At 66.6% G+C, this 14408-nt stretch carries 15 protein-coding genes; all 15 read right to left on the bottom strand.

Annotated elements, in window-relative coordinates:
* Positions 1–62 precede the first annotated feature (62 nt).
* Complete coding sequence (locus A2Z13_09885) at positions 63–977, bottom strand: dihydroorotate dehydrogenase B catalytic subunit (protein OGP80919.1); 915 nt, start codon at positions 975–977, stop codon at positions 63–65.
* Entirely contained in the window at positions 974–1783 is an 810-nt protein-coding gene (locus tag A2Z13_09880; protein OGP80918.1) for a hypothetical protein, read from the bottom strand. Before A2Z13_09880 ends, A2Z13_09885 begins: the two co-directional genes overlap by 4 nt.
* A gap of 4 nt (positions 1784–1787) precedes the next feature.
* Positions 1788–2231 (bottom strand): ribosomal-protein-alanine N-acetyltransferase, encoded by a 444-nt coding sequence (locus tag A2Z13_09875; protein OGP80944.1) that lies wholly within the window; start codon positions 2229–2231, stop codon positions 1788–1790.
* 34 nt (positions 2232–2265) lie between these two features.
* Complete coding sequence (locus A2Z13_09870; protein OGP80917.1) at positions 2266–3258, bottom strand: 3-oxoacyl-ACP synthase; 993 nt, start codon at positions 3256–3258, stop codon at positions 2266–2268.
* Positions 3259–3277: 19 nt separating this feature from the next.
* Positions 3278–3817 carry an arginine decarboxylase, pyruvoyl-dependent gene (locus tag A2Z13_09865; protein OGP80916.1) on the bottom strand — a complete coding sequence of 180 codons (540 nt, stop codon included), beginning with the start codon at positions 3815–3817 and terminating at the stop codon, positions 3278–3280.
* 29 nt (positions 3818–3846) lie between these two features.
* Complete coding sequence (locus A2Z13_09860) at positions 3847–4737, bottom strand: agmatinase (protein ID OGP80915.1); 891 nt, start codon at positions 4735–4737, stop codon at positions 3847–3849.
* A gap of 48 nt (positions 4738–4785) precedes the next feature.
* Positions 4786–5235, bottom strand: a complete 450-nt coding sequence (locus A2Z13_09855; protein OGP80914.1) for a hypothetical protein — start codon at positions 5233–5235, stop codon at positions 4786–4788.
* A 72-nt stretch (positions 5236–5307) separates the two neighbouring features.
* Positions 5308–7068 (bottom strand): single-stranded-DNA-specific exonuclease RecJ, encoded by a 1761-nt coding sequence (locus tag A2Z13_09850; GenBank protein OGP80913.1) that lies wholly within the window; start codon positions 7066–7068, stop codon positions 5308–5310.
* 3 nt (positions 7069–7071) lie between these two features.
* Positions 7072–7983, bottom strand: coding sequence for a protein-export membrane protein SecF (locus tag A2Z13_09845; GenBank protein ID OGP80943.1), 912 nt, complete (start codon positions 7981–7983; stop codon positions 7072–7074).
* A 27-nt stretch (positions 7984–8010) separates the two neighbouring features.
* On the bottom strand, positions 8011–9606 hold the full coding sequence (locus tag A2Z13_09840) for a protein-export membrane protein SecD (GenBank protein ID OGP80912.1): 1596 nt from the start codon (positions 9604–9606) through the stop codon (positions 8011–8013).
* A 31-nt stretch (positions 9607–9637) separates the two neighbouring features.
* Positions 9638–9985: a preprotein translocase subunit YajC gene (locus A2Z13_09835; protein ID OGP80911.1), complete on the bottom strand. Its 348-nt coding sequence runs from the start codon at positions 9983–9985 to the stop codon at positions 9638–9640.
* Positions 9986–10003: 18 nt separating this feature from the next.
* Complete coding sequence (locus A2Z13_09830; protein OGP80910.1) at positions 10004–11113, bottom strand: tRNA guanosine(34) transglycosylase Tgt; 1110 nt, start codon at positions 11111–11113, stop codon at positions 10004–10006.
* A 28-nt stretch (positions 11114–11141) separates the two neighbouring features.
* Positions 11142–12194 carry a tRNA preQ1(34) S-adenosylmethionine ribosyltransferase-isomerase QueA gene (locus A2Z13_09825; GenBank protein ID OGP80942.1) on the bottom strand — a complete coding sequence of 351 codons (1053 nt, stop codon included), beginning with the start codon at positions 12192–12194 and terminating at the stop codon, positions 11142–11144.
* On the bottom strand, positions 12191–13225 hold the full coding sequence (locus A2Z13_09820; GenBank protein OGP80909.1) for a hypothetical protein: 1035 nt from the start codon (positions 13223–13225) through the stop codon (positions 12191–12193). The genes A2Z13_09825 and A2Z13_09820 overlap by 4 nt, the downstream gene beginning before the upstream one ends.
* 371 nt (positions 13226–13596) lie before the next feature.
* Positions 13597–14394, bottom strand: a complete 798-nt coding sequence (locus A2Z13_09815; protein ID OGP80908.1) for a hypothetical protein — start codon at positions 14392–14394, stop codon at positions 13597–13599.
* Positions 14395–14408: the final 14 nt, after the last annotated feature.

Genomic DNA, 14408 nt, shown 5'->3' with positions numbered 1-14408 from the left:
CCCCGCTACCTGGCCCCATTATACGAGGAATCGTAAATCGCCCACAAGACAATTCTTTTTCTTTACAGGTGCAGCTTCCCACGGTACTCCGAGATCCCGGCGAGCCGCTCTTCCCGCAGGAACGTCTCGACCCCTTCGAGGATCTCCACGCACGCCCTCGGGTTCCGGAAATTGGCCGTCCCGACCTGCACCGCGGAGGCCCCCACGAGAAGGAACTCCAGCGCGTCCGCCGCCGTCTGGATCCCGCCGATCCCGATCACCGGGATCTTCACGCGCCGGCACACTTCCCACACCATCCGCAGGGCGACCGGCTTGATCGCCGGCCCCGACAGCCCCCCGGTCACGTTGGACAGCTTCGGCCTGCGCGTCCGGTGGTCCACCGCCATCCCGACGATGGTGTTGATGAGCGACACGGCGTCCGCCCCTGCGCCTTCCGCAGCAGCCGCCACGGAGGCGATGTCCGCGACATTGGGGCTGAGCTTGACCCAGAGGGACTTCCCGGTCGCCTTCCGCACCCGGCCGGTGAGATGCGAGATCCCCTCCGGCGTCGCGCCGAACGCCATCCCGCCCTCCTTTACATTGGGACAGGAGGCGTTCACTTCGATCGCGGCGAGAGAGGACAGCTCCGAAAGCCGGACGGCGACCGATTCGTACTCCTCCACCGTCCGTCCGTAGATGTTCGCGGCGAACGTGGCCCCCGCGTCCGAAAGGCGCGGAGCGACCTCCTCGATGAACCGCTCGACCCCGATGTTCTGCAGGCCGATGGCGTTGAGCATCCCCGACGCCGTCTCGACGATCCGCCCCGGAGGGTTCCCCGGCGTGGGCGCAAGCGACAACCCCTTGACCACGACGGCCCCGAGGCGCGAGATGTCGTAGAAGGGGGAGAACTCGAGCCCGTACCCGAACGTCCCCGACGCGCTCATCACCGGGTTCTTCAGGCGCAGCCTTCCCAGGGATACCGAGAGGTCCGGTTTCACCAGACGACCTCCCGCGCATCGAAGACCGGCCCTTCCTTGCAGACCCGCCGATAGGCGATCTGCTCCCCCTCCCGCAGGGCAACGACGCACCCCCAGCAGACGCCGAACCCGCACGCCATGTGATTTTCGAGCGCCGCCTGCATCTCCGCGCCCCGCACCGAAGCCGCCAGGGCGATCTCCTTCAGCATCTCCCGGGGGCCGCAGGCGAGGATCGTCAGGCGGGTGGCATCGGCATCGGAAAGGGCCGCCATCCGCTCCCGGATGGTGTCGGTGACCTGCCCGAAATAACCGGCGGTCCCGTCCTCGGTGCAGAGGTGGACACGCCCCGGGGATGAGCCGCCGGGCGTCCACTCCTTCGGGGGAAGCTGTTCGCGGGTGCGGCTTCCCAGAAACATTTCATATTCCGCCCGCCGCCTTCCGAGCGCCGCGGCGGCGGGAAAGACGGTCGCGAACCCGACGCCGCCGCCAACGAGCCAGTACAGCTGCCCGTCCTTGGCGAGGTCGAACCCCCGGCCCAGCGGAAGGGTGAGGGACAGCGACTCTCCCGGGTGCATCCCCGACAGCAGCGCGGTGCCGCGCCCCACGACCTTGTAGACGAACTCGACCGTCCCCTTGCCCTTCGGCGCCGCGCCCGCTCGAAAGATCGCCAGGGGCCGCGGGAGCAGCGGGTCGTTCCCCGGCCAGCCGGAGACCATGGCGAACTGGCCCGGCTCGTACTCGACCGGCTCGGGGACGGCCGCTTCCAGGCGATAGAAGATCTCCCCGTGCCCCTCGTTCCGCACGATTTTTCCCGCCACGAATTGCATCCGGCTATGGGACATCCGACCTCCGAAGCTCCCGGGAGAGAAGAACCGCGTCTTCTCCGGTATCCGCGTAATATCCTCTTCGAATCCCCAGGAAGGAAAACCCCTCCCGCTCATACATCCGGATGGCGGGAGTGTTCCCGGCGCGCACTTCCAGGTGGATGCGGACGGCCCCTGCCCGGGCGGACCGAAGCATGCATGCCCCGAGGAGCGCGCCGCCCACGCCGCGCTCGCGCACATCCGGCCGGACCGCGATGTTCAACAGGTGGGACTCGTCCGCCACGGTCCAGCAGACCGAGTATCCCAGGACGCCCTCCCCTTCCGCGGGGGCCGCGACGAGGGCGTCCGAAAATTCCCGGACGATCTCTTCCTCGAAGAGCCTGCGGGGCCACGGCGTGGGAAACGAAACCTCCTCGATCGCCATCACCTCGTCGAGATCTCCCGGCTCCATCTCCCGGATCCTGACGCGCAGAAGCTTCCCCACGCTACCAGCGGATCAGCGTCGCGGCCCAGGTGAACCCCGATCCGAAGGCCGCGAGGCACACGAGGTCCCCCTCCCGGATCCTCCCCTGCTCGACGCACTCGTCGAGGGCGATGGGGATCGAGGCGGCGGTGGTGTTCCCGTACTTCTCGATGTTCGAGTAGACCATTCCCTCGGGGACCTCCAGGGCACCGGCCACGGCCTGGGTGATCCTCAGGTTCGCCTGGTGCGGGATGACGAGGGACAGGTCCGCGATCGACACCCCGTTCGCCGCGAGCGCCTCGCGGATCACCTCGGGGAACCTCCGCACCGCGTGGGTGAACACATACCGTCCGTTCATCCTCGGAAAGTGGCGCCCGGCGTCCAGCATCTCGTGGCTTAAGCGCGGGTGCTCGATGGAGGAAGGCCCCTCGCACATCAAGTCTTTTGCGTACTTCCCCTCCGCGTGAAGGTGGGAGGAGAGGATCCCCTTCCCCGCCTCGGCCGGCCCCACGACCGCAGCCCCGGCCCCGTCCCCGAAGATGACCGAGACATCCCGCGCCGGGGTGCTCAGATTCAGACCCGTGCTCTGGACTTCGGAGCCGATGACCAAGACGTGGTTGAAGAACCCGCCTTTGATGTAGGCCTCGGCCACCGAGATCCCGTAGAGGAAACCGGTGCACTGCGTCCGGACGTCGAGGGCGCCAATCGTGGGGAGCCCGAGCTTTTCCTGGACGAACACCCCTCCGCCCGGGAAGAAGTAATCCGGCGAGACGGTGGCAAAAACGATGAAATCGATATCGGAGAGGGAAAGACCGGCGCGGGCAACGGCGGCACGCGCGGCCTCGGTCCCCAGGTCGGCGGTCCCGGTCCCCGGGTCGACGAAACGCCGCTCCCGGATCCCGGTGCGCTGCACGATCCACTCCTCCGTGGTGTCCATGCATTTCATCAGGTCGGCGTTGGTCACCACCCGCGGGGGCAGCGCCCTGCCGGTTCCCAGGATTTTCGCTCCTCTCATGCCGCCTCCCATTTACGGATCAGATGACCAGGACGGCAGCCGCGATTACGGTCGTGTACTCGTCCCGCACGATCGCCGACTGGGTGATGTTGAAGGACCGGTAGATCTTCCCGCTGATCTTCCACACCTCTTTCTTCTCATCCCAGCTTTTTTCCTCGTCGAACTCGATGCCCAGCGTCGAGGCGAGCATCGCGGCGGCGAGGTCTTCGGAATAATCCCCGGCGACTTTCTCGGTCTGTCCGTAGGCGTGGTGCTCGCTCAGGTAGCCGTACACGTCGCGGTCGGAGGGAAGCGCGCATCCCACCGACGCGGCGATCAGCCTCCGAGGCTCGTCGCTCTGGCACCGGCTCATGACGACGAACACGATCTCCCCCGACGTGAGGAGCTTTAAGCCCTCCTCCTTCTTGATGATCCTGCACTTGGGCGGGAAGATGCTCGACACCTGCACCAGGTTGTATTTCTCGATCCCGGCGTCCCGCAGGGCGAGCTCGAACGAGGTCAGCTGCTCCCGGTGTCGCCCGACACCCTTGGTGAAGAAGATCTTCGAGGGCACGAACATCGGCGGATTCTCCTTTGCGGGGGCAGACCCTATTTTTCCTCTCGCTTCGCGAGGACCCAACCCATCATGCGGTAGCACAGCTTGGCGACGAGAAAATCCGGGGCGATCATCCCGGGGATCGGCGCCAGCTCCATGATGTCGAACCCGACGATGTTGCAGTTGGACAGCATGACGTCGCGGAGAATGTCGACGGCTTCGAACCAGCTCAAGCCTCCCGGCTCCGGCGTCCCCACGGAAGGCATGATCCCCGGGTCGAAGGCGTCCAGGTCGAAGGTGATGTACACGTTGCCGGAAAGGCTGCTGACGATTCCCTTGGTGACGTCGCCCAGGCTCTCCCTGAGCTCCGAGGCATAGAACGTCTTCACGCTCTCCGACTTCTTCAGGAAGCGGTCCTCCTCTTCCGACATGCTGCGGATCCCCACCTGGACGAGCTTCGCGCCGGAGTCCACGATCCGCCGCCCGACGCAGGCGTGGTTCCAGGGAGTCCCGAGGTAGGAGTCCCTGAGGTCCGCGTGCGCGTCGAACTGGAGCACCGTCAGCTCCCCATATTTCTTCCGGAGCGCGGCCACGGCGCCGCAGGTCCCGGAATGCTCCCCGCCCAGGAGAACGGGAAACTTGCCGGCCTTGATGACCGAGCGGAACCTGCGCTCCACCTGCTTCAGCATGGAGAGCGGTCCGGACGTCAACAGGGGGAATTCCGAGGAGGTGAAGATCCCCGCCCGGTACGGCTCGATCTTGTTCTCCTCGTCGAAGAGCTCCATGTGGCTGGAAGCCTCCAGGATCGCCCGGGGGCCGTTGCGGGCGCCCCCCATGTAGGTGGTCGTCAGGTCGATCGGGAACGGGATGACGGCGAAGGACGAATTCTTCCAGGAGGAATACTTGTCGGTGATCCCTCCGAAACTGACCGAGTAAGGCTTCACGGGAGGTCCTCCTTTGCGGACGGCGGCCCGCCGCAAAACGCGGGGTTCTTATGTGTTCCGCCGCGCAGATTTTACCCTGACGGCGATCCGATAGACAATCCCGTAAGCGACCACAGCGGCGATCAGCCCGACGACCGTGGTTCCCAGCATCAGCGGGGCGATGCAGGGCATGGCCGCCCGGAGGATGGCGTCGAGCGTCCACCGCTCGCACGCCAGCGGGTGAAAGCCGCTGCCCAGCATCCACTCGCCGAGCCGGAGACAGCCGTAGAACACGAAGGGCATCGTGTAGGGATTGTTCACCCACACGCCGGCGGCCGCAGCGATCTTGCTGAGCCGGAAGATCAACGCCACCAGGAGCGCCAGGACGGTGTGAAGGGAAACCAGCGGCGAGAAGCTGAAGAAGACCCCCACGGCGAAGCCTGCGGCCAGCGCCTTCTCGTCCATCTCCCCCGAGAATGCCTCGCGGAGCTTGTCTCGGATCTTCCCCCAGCCCAGCACTTCCCCTCTCCCCCTCACCCGTATGGCGGGCGACATCCCACAGGGGACATTCCCCTGGGGGACATCCCTGTATCAAGTCCCTCGTTGAGGAGTGTCTCCGCCCGACGGGCGGACGTCGCGGAGGAGAAGGCGCAAGCTCCTGTTCCCCCGGAAATAGACCCTCTGGGGGGTGAACAGCAGGTCCACGTACCCCTCCGGCCCCACGGAAAGCGCCGGGTGGTGGAACGCCACCACCTCGAACCTCCGGTTGTCGTCCGCCACCTCGAATTTTAGATGCTGCCCGCTGGCCCCGAACGATTTTTTCCGCGTGACCCGGAGCCTTCGCGCGAGGAGGACCGGCTCCTCGTTCCCCATGCCGAACGGGCGCATGCGCTCCAGCTCCTCCATGAATCCCGGGGTGAGGTCGCCGAGCCCGACCTGCGCGTCCACCGGCTTGCCGGGAGCGCCCCCCCGCATCGAGGCGTAACCGCGGGCGATGCGGTTCATCCCCTCGCGGAACGCGGGCAGGTTCTCCACAGGGAGGGCAAGGCCCGCCGCCTGGCTGTGCCCCCCGTAGCGGAAGAGGAGGGCGGACAGCTCCTCGAGGGCGTCCACCAACGGGAAGCCGTCGACGCTGCGGCAGGACCCCCTGGCCTCCGCGTTTTCCAGCCGCAGGAGGACCGTGGGGCGGAAGAACCTCTCCGCCAGCTTGGAGGCCACGATCCCCAGCACCCCGGGATGCCAGTCCGGATCGGCCAGCACGATGGCGCCCAGGCCGGAGGCGGGAGGGCCCGAAAGGAGAGCCGCCTCGGCGGAACGCAGGATCCGCTCCTCCTCCCGCTGCCGGCGGGAGTTGTCGACGTTGAGCTCGGCGGCAATCCGACAGGCTTCGTCGCGGTCGCCGGTGACCAGAATGTCGGAGCTGCGGCGGGATTCCCCCACCCTGCCGGCCGCATTCAGCCTCGGTCCGACCCGGAATCCCAGGTCGGACTCGTTCGCCGTTCCCGGATCGATGCCCGCCACCGACAGGAGGGCGGTCACTCCCGCGCGGGGATGCTCCCGGATCTCGTGAATCCCCTCCTTCACGAGGATGCGGTTGTCCCCCCGCAAGGGGACCATATCCGCAACGGTGCCCAGCGCAACGAGGTCGAGAAAGCGGCGAAGGCCTGCGTCCGCCTCTCCCGCGTGCGATCCGTCGCCGCGCAGCAGCGCGCGGAGGCCGCGCAGCAGCGTGAACACCACCCCCACGCCGGCCAGATCCTTCTCCGGGAACCCGCAATCGCGCCGCTTGGGATTGAGGACGGCGACCGCCGGAGGAAGCGCCGGGCCCGGGAGATGGTGGTCGGTCACGATCCCATCCACCCCGCGCGCGGCCGCGCGCCCGATCGCCTCGATGTCGGAAATGCCGCAGTCGACCGTCACGACGAGCTTGACCCCGGAGGCCGCGGCGGCGTCCAGGTGCTCGGGACGCAGCCCGTAGCCGTCCACGACCCGGTGATTCTGGTGGATCCGCACCGGGAGCCCGGGGAAGGCCTCCTGGAGGAAGAGGAACAGGCAGGCGGCGCCGGTTGCGCCGTCCACGTCGTAATCGGCGTAGATCAGCACCGGCTCCTTCCGTCGGCCCGCCTCGATCAGGCGCAGCGCCGCTTTCTCGAGGTCCTTCATCAACCAGGGAGAAGAAATGTCCCGCAGGGTCCCGGAGAGGAAGCGGTCGGTCTCGCCGTCGCCGGCGATCCCGCGGTTGGCCAGGATCTTGGCCGCGGTGGGAGAAAGCCCGGTTTTACCGCAGATCTCCCGGACGAGCGATCGGTCAGGGGTCCGGAGCGCCCACTCTCGTCGGGTTCGCTCCTCCACCCCTTACCTTTTCACCTCGACCATCTTCTCCCCCCGCCAGATCGCGACGATCGGGCTGGCGACGAAGATGGAAGAGTAGGTCCCCACGACCACCCCGATCGTGAGGGCCAGCGCAAACTCTTTCAGGACGACGCCGCCGAAGAAGAGCAGCGCGACGCAGGTCAGGAACACCGTCAGGGAGGTGACGATCGTGCGGCTCAGGACCTCGTTCACGCTCAGGTTGATCGTCTCGGAGAAGGTCTTTTTCTTCCTCAGGCGGATGTTCTCCCGGATCCGGTCGAAGACCACGACCGTGTCGGTGAGCGAGTAGCCGCCGATGGTCAGGAGGGCCGTGATGAAGAGGAGGTCCATCTCCTTCCCGAGCAGGTAGAAAATCCCCACGAGGGCCGCCACGTCGTGGAACGTTGCGACCGCCGCGGCGACGCCGAACTTGAACTCGAACCGCCACGCGAGGTACACGATGATCGCCAGCGCGGATACCGCCAGCGCCAGGATCGCGTCCGAGCGAAGCTTCCTGCCGATCGCCGGCCCGATCTCGGCGACGCTCTCCACCGTGCCCTGGTTGTCGGGGAACTTCTGGCGGAGAAGGTTCACCACCTGGTCGGAGATCATCTTCTCCTCCTTGCCCCTCGCCCCCACCTTGATGATCAGGATGTTCTCCCCCGGGACCTCCTGCAGGTTCGCCTCCCCGTGCCCCGCCCCCGCCAGCAGCTGGCGGATCCGGTCCATCGACACGGGCTTCCCGAATTTCAGCTGTATGGAGGTACCGCCCGCCAGGTCGATCCCCAAGTTGGCGTGCCCCCGGTAGATCTGGACGACGCCGAACAGCCCGAGCAGAACCAGCACGCACGAGAAGGCGAACGCGTACTTCCTGATCCCCATGAAGTCGATGCGGGTGTTTTTGATGAGCTCCATCATGGCTGCTGGCTTTCCCTGTCCTTCCTAGATGCTCAGCGCCTGCATCGGCCGCCGGGCGTTGAGGTAGTCGAACACCACCTTGGTGCACACGAGCGCCGTGAAGAGATTGATCGCCACGCCCATGGAGAGCGTTACGGCGAACCCCTTGATCGGGCCGGTCCCGAACTGGAACAGGATCATCGAGGTGATGAGCGTCGTCACGTGGGAGTCGACCACCGTCCAGAACGCTTTTTCGTAGCCCGCGTCGATCGACGCCCGAACCGTCTTCTTCGTCCGGATCTCCTCCCGGATGCGCTCGAAGATCAGTACGTTGGAGTCGACCGCCATCCCGATGGCCAGGATGATGCCGGCGATTCCCGGAAGGGTGAGGGTCGCCTCCAGGAGCGCCATCCCTGCCAGCAGATAGAGGATGTTGAAGATCAGGGCGAAGTTGGCCACCAGCCCCGCGAAGCGGTAGTAGACCGCCATGAAGGCCACCACGAGGAATGCGCCGATGAGGGCCGCGCGCACCCCTTTCTGGATGGAGTCCAGCCCCAGCGACGGGCCCACGGTGACGTTCTGTATCACCTTGACGGGGGCGGGCAGCGACCCCGCCCGCAGGACGATCGCCAGGTCGGAGGCCTGCTCGGCGGTGAAGTCGCCGGTGATCTGCGCCTCTCCGCCGGAGATCCGCTCCTGGATGACGGGGGCCGAATAGACGGTGCCGTCGAGGACGATCGCCAGCCGGCGTTTCACGTTCTCGGCGGTGACCCGGTCGAAGATCTTCGTGCCCCGCGCGTCGAAAGAGATCGAAACGTAGGCGCCCCCCCCGCGCTGCGATCCGAAGTTCACCTTGGCCGTCTTGATCGTGTCCCCGGTCAATACGGCCCGTTTCTTCACCAGCAGGGGCGTCTTGCTGGTCCGCCCGGTCTGCGGGTCCACGGCTCTCTGGTAGAGGATCTCGTCGTCCTCGGGGATATTCCCCTTCAGCGCTTCTTCGACGCTCGCCCCTTCGTCCACCAGCTTGAATTCGAGGAGCGCGGTCTTGCCCACCAGCTCGATGGCGCGCTGCTGGTCCTTGACCCCCGGGAGCTGGACGACGATGCGGTCCTCGCCTTCCGCCACGATCTGCGGCTCGCGCACCCCGAACTGGTCGATGCGGTTTCGGATCGTCTCGACGCCCTGCCCCACGGCGTTCGCACGGATCGCCTGGACCTCGGCCGGCTTCATCCGGCCGATGATCGTCGCGCCCTCGGGCTTCGTCTCGCCGAGCGCGAAGTCGAGGGAACCCAGCTCGTCCTTCAGCACGGTCATGGCCCGTCCCGCGAAGTCGCCGGGAGGGAACTTGAGCGAGAACCCGTCCGATCCTTCCTTCTGCCACCCCAGAACGGGGATCCCCTTCTCCCGGCAGATCGCGCGCGCGTCGTCGGCGTACCGCAGCGTCGTGTTCTCGATGGCCTTTTCGATCTCCACGGCCAGCCGGAGGAAAACCCCGCCCTGGAGGTCCAGCCCCAGGTGGATCTTGGGCATCTTCTTCCAGGTGTCCGGCAGGTTGTCCGTCAGGCTCGGCAGCACGGCCGCGATGGAGACCGCGGTCAACACGGCGATGAGCGTGGTCCTCCACCGGATGCTCTTCCACATCTCCCTTGAATCGCTCCTTTCGTCCTGATACCTACCCCTTGGCCGTCTTGGCTTCCGGGGCCGCCGCCTCCTGGCTCTTTCCCGTCACCGCGGAACGGGTCACCTTGACGCGCACCCTGTCGGCGATCTCCAGGGTGATCGTCGTGTCGGTCAGCCCCGTGATCTCTCCGTGCAGTCCGCCGCTCGTCACCACGCGGTCTCCGACCTTGATGTTCTGCAGGAACTCGCGCTGCTTCTTCGCCTGCTTCTGCTGGGGGCGGAAGACCAGAAGGTAGAAGATCCCGAAAAAGAGCAAGGGCAGGGCGAGGACCTCGATTCCACCGCCTCCTCCCACGCCCTTCGATCCCATTGCGTACGCAACACCGAGTACGAGCATCATCGTGACCTCCGCGAGGGACTAATCGTTGCCGGAACCGTGTGATTCTTTCATAAATTCCCCGAAATTTCCAACCAAAATTGCCTGGCGGATCCTCTCCATCCACCGGGCGTAGAAGTGCAGGTTGTGTACGGTTAAAAGCATCGAGGACAGGATCTCCTTCTGCAGGTAGAGATGGCGCAGATAGGCCCGGGAGAAGGAGCGGCAGGTCGGGCAGCCGCACTTCCCGTCGGGAGGGAGGGGGTCTTCGGCGTAGCGCGCCTGCTTGATGACGAGCGGTCCCGCCGAAGTGAACAGCATCCCGTTGCGTGCGTTGCGGGTGGGCAGTACGCAGTCGAACAGGTCCACACCGCAGGAGACGGCAAAGAGGATGTCGGCCGGCGTCCCCACGCCCATCAGATACCTCGGTTTCTCCGCGGGCAAAAGCGGGGCGGCGAGGGCCACCATTTCCCGCTGGAGCTCCTTCCCTTCTCCGACGCTCACCCCACCGATGGCGTAGCCGGGGAAATCCAGCGAGCAGATCTCCTCCACGCTGCGTTTTCGCAGGTCCGGGAACATCCCGCCTTGGACGATCCCGAACAACCCTCCCTCCTCGCGGCGGTTGGCGACAAGGCTCCTGCGCGCCCACCCGGTCGTCCGCCGCACCGCTTCCTCCACCTCGCGGCGCCCCGCCGGGTACTCGACGCATTCGTCCAGGACCATCCGGATATCCGACCCCAGCGCCTCCTGCGCCGAAACGGCGAGCTCCGGCGACAGGACATGAAGCGAGCCGTCGATGTGGGACCGGAAGGTCACCGCGTCGTCCGTCACCTTTCGCAGGGAGCTCAAGGAAAACACCTGGTACCCCCCGCTGTCGGTCAGGAGGGAGGCATCCCATCCCATGAACCGGTGCAGTCCGCCCAGCCGCCGGACCCGTTCGTGCCCTGGCCGCAGGTACAGGTGATAGGTGTTGGACAGGACGCACCCATACCCCATTTCCGTCAGCTGGCCGGGCCATACCCCCTTGACCGCGGCCGCGGTTCCCACCGGCAGGAACGCCGGCGTGGAAAACGTTCCGTGCTCGCTCGAAACCGTCCCGGTCCGGGCGGCTGTCCCGGGATCGCGGGCGGTCACGGTAAAGGAAATCGGCAATCGTGACTCCTAAAAACCGGAGCGGTCCCTAAAAAACGAGCATGGCGTCGCCGTAGCTGAAAAACCGGTACCGCTCCGAAACCGCCTTCCGGTAGGCCTCCCGGATCAGCTCCACGCCGCCGAACGCCATCACGAGCGCCAGCAGGCTCGACCGGGGGAGGTGGAAATTGGTCAGGAGGACATCGACGGCGCGGAACCGGTACCCGGGTGTGATGAACAGACGCGTCGTACTTTCGGACGGCGCGACCCGTCCGTCCGGTCCCGCGCACGACTCCAGGGTCCGGACGCTCGTCGTCCCCACCGCCACGACTCTTCCCCCGCCGTTCCTCGCCGCGGCGACCGCGGCCGCCGTCTCGCTCCCCAGGCGGTACTCCTCCGGGTGGATCTCGTGGTGCTCCACGTCCGCGGCGCGGATCGTGGAGAACGTCCCGTACCCGATCGACAGGGTCACCGTGGCCGTCGACACGCCGACGCCGGCGATTTCCGCGAGCATTTTCCCATCGAAGTGCAGCCCCGCGGTGGGCGCCGCGACGGAGCCCGGGCGCCGCGCGTACACCGTCTGGTACCGCTCTGCGTCCGTCGAAAGCAGAGGATCCCCCGCCCTTCTTCGGATATAGGGCGGGAGGGGGACCTCCCCCGTACGCTCAAGGACCTCGTGGACGGACCCGCGGGCGGAAAGACGCACCGACCACCGCCCTTCCCCCAACCGGCGCAAGAGCAGGACGGAGAGATCCCCTCCCACCCGGAAGTGCATTCCTTCCTTGAGCCGGTTCGACGGCCGGGCCAGGGCTTCCCACGTTTCTCCTCCGGGCTCCCGCCCATCGAGGGGGGCAAGCAGGAAGATCTCGACCGCCGCCCCGGTCGCCTTTCTCGCGCGCAGGCGGCCCCGGATCACCTTCGTGTCGTTCAGCACGAGGAGATCGCCCCGGCGCAGGAGACCGACGAGGTCCGGGAACCGCAGGTGGCGAATCTCCCCCGTTTCCCTGCACACCGCCATCAGGCGCGCGTCGCGTCGCCTTTCCGCCGGGACCTGGGCGATCCGGTCCTGCGGCAGCGGGTAATCGAGATCCGCGGTCCTCAGGGGGAGCTCCGGGCAAGAGCGGTCTCCGGGTAATAACGCGTCAGGATCTCCCGGTACGCCTTCCCGCTCTTGGCCATGCCGTCGGCCCCCCACTGGCACATTCCCACGCCGTGGCCGTACCCCTGCCCCGCGAACACCCACCCGTTCCCTACCGGAACGATTTCCATCTTCAGGCTTTTGACACGGGCGTAACCGGCCTCCCGCCGGAATACGGCGGCGGAAACCTCCCGGGAAACCCTTCCCGAGGAAAGCCGCACACGGAGCGCGCGGCCCGTGGAGGTGCGCCCCGCGACTTCGATCCTCAGGTCGTCGATCGCTCTCACTCCCAGCGAATGCGCAATCCGCTTCCCCTCTTTCGCCGTCATCCGGTAATCCCAACGGAACGCGGGGCTGTCCCGGCAGTCATCGCACGTAATGGATTGCAGATACGGCACGTCGGTCCCCCAGGCGCCCTTCGCGGTTTCGGTCCTTCCCCCGCAGGTGGAATGATACGCCGCGCGCGCGAGAGCCCCCTGAAAGGCGAGGACCTCGCCTCTCGTCGAGCCGGCCGCCTTCCGGAAGACCTCCGCGACGTTGTCCATTCCCTCGAAGACCTGATCTTCCACCCCTGCGGCGACATCGTGGGTGGGATCGCGCGGCTTCTCCATCGCCATCAGGACGTAGGTCCGCACCGCCACCGCCAGGGCGGAGAGCGCCTCCGGATGGAAGGACGGGGGGGCTTCCCGGCTGACGACCGCCGTGACGTACTCCTCCAACGGGACGACCGCCACGGCCAGCAGCTGACCCTTGTGGGCCGAAACCCGGATCCTTCCGACGAGCTGTTTCCCGCCGAGCCGCAAACCGGAAGGCGAGGCGATGTCGATCGGCGAGGAAAGCGTTTTCCATCCGCTCCACAGGATCTTCTCGCCGCGTACGGAAAGGTTCACCGCCCCGTTTCCCTCGGCCACCAGGGCTCCGGCGAAGCTCCAGGCCCGGATCGATTCCCCCGTGACCGAAAGCTCCTTTTGCGTCCCTCCCAGAAGAACGCGCACGGGGCGTACGGACGCGGACTCCGTGTGAACGTACGGGAGCGGCGCCTGCGGCCGTGGAACCGGCGGAGGGGGGACTGCCGGCGGGGGGGCGGGAGGCAGCTTCGCACGCGGCGGCGCGCCGGCGCACCCTCCGAAAAGGAAAGCGACCCCAACGGAAAAGAGAAGGAGCGAGAGCCCGACCCTACGGTTACGGGGGGAGGGTTCGAGCTCCGAGGGGCCGCCGACCGGATAGGGAGGAAAAGCGCGAGCGACGGCGAGCGCGGCAGGCCCCGAGGCGGCCGGCGCAGTGACACCTGGCATCGTGTGAGCGTGAGCCGGCGCGACCACGTCGCTCCCCGATGAACGGCGGCTCCTCCCCATCGACGTCGGTTTTACGCTCCCCCCTGCGGGGGACGGTCGCCGGCCGGCGGGAGGGTGGCTTTCATGGCCTTCGCGACCTCCATGAAGGGGGTGAACAGGTCGATCGGAACCGGGAAGATGGTGGTCGAGTTGTTCTCGGACGCCACTTCCCGGAGCGTCTGCAGGAAGCGCAGTTGCAGTGCAATCGGTTGGGCACCGATGATCTGCGCCGCGTCCGCGAGCTTCTGCGCCGCCTGGAACTCCCCCTCGGCGCCGATGACCTTGGCGCGCCGCTCCCGCTCGGCCTCGGCCTGCTTGGCGATGGCGCGTTGCATCTCCTGCGGCAGGTCGATGTTCTTGATTTCCACCTTCGCGACCTTGACGCCCCACGGCTCCGTGTCCTTGTCGAGGATCTCCTGGAGGTGCGCGTTGATCTTCTCGCGCTCGGAGAGGAGGTCGTCCAGCTCGGCCTGCCCGCACACCGACCGGAGGGTCGTCTGCGCCAGCTGGGAGGTGGCGTACAGGTAGTTTTCGACGCTGATGATCGCCCGGTTGGGGTCCAGGACGCGGAAGTACAACACGGCGCTCACCTTGATCGTGACGTTGTCCCGCGTGATCACATCCTGCGCGGGAACGTCCATCGCCACGACGCGCAGGTCCACCCGGACCATCTTGTCGATGACGGGGATAAGCAGGATGAGCCCCGGCCCCTTGGCCCCGATGACACGGCCCAGCCGGAAGATCACCCCCCGCTCGTACTCGTTGAGGATCTTGATGGCGCTGTACAGGAACAGGATCGCGATGATCACCAGCGCTAAGTAAGGAACCATTCCATTCCCTCCTT

The sequence above is a fragment of the Deltaproteobacteria bacterium RBG_16_64_85 genome, from assembly GCA_001798885.1.
GTDB lineage: Bacteria > Desulfobacterota > Deferrimicrobia > Deferrimicrobiales > Deferrimicrobiaceae > FEB-35.
Note: the sequence above shows the minus strand (reverse complement) of the source record. Positions and strands in the feature narration are given on the sequence as shown.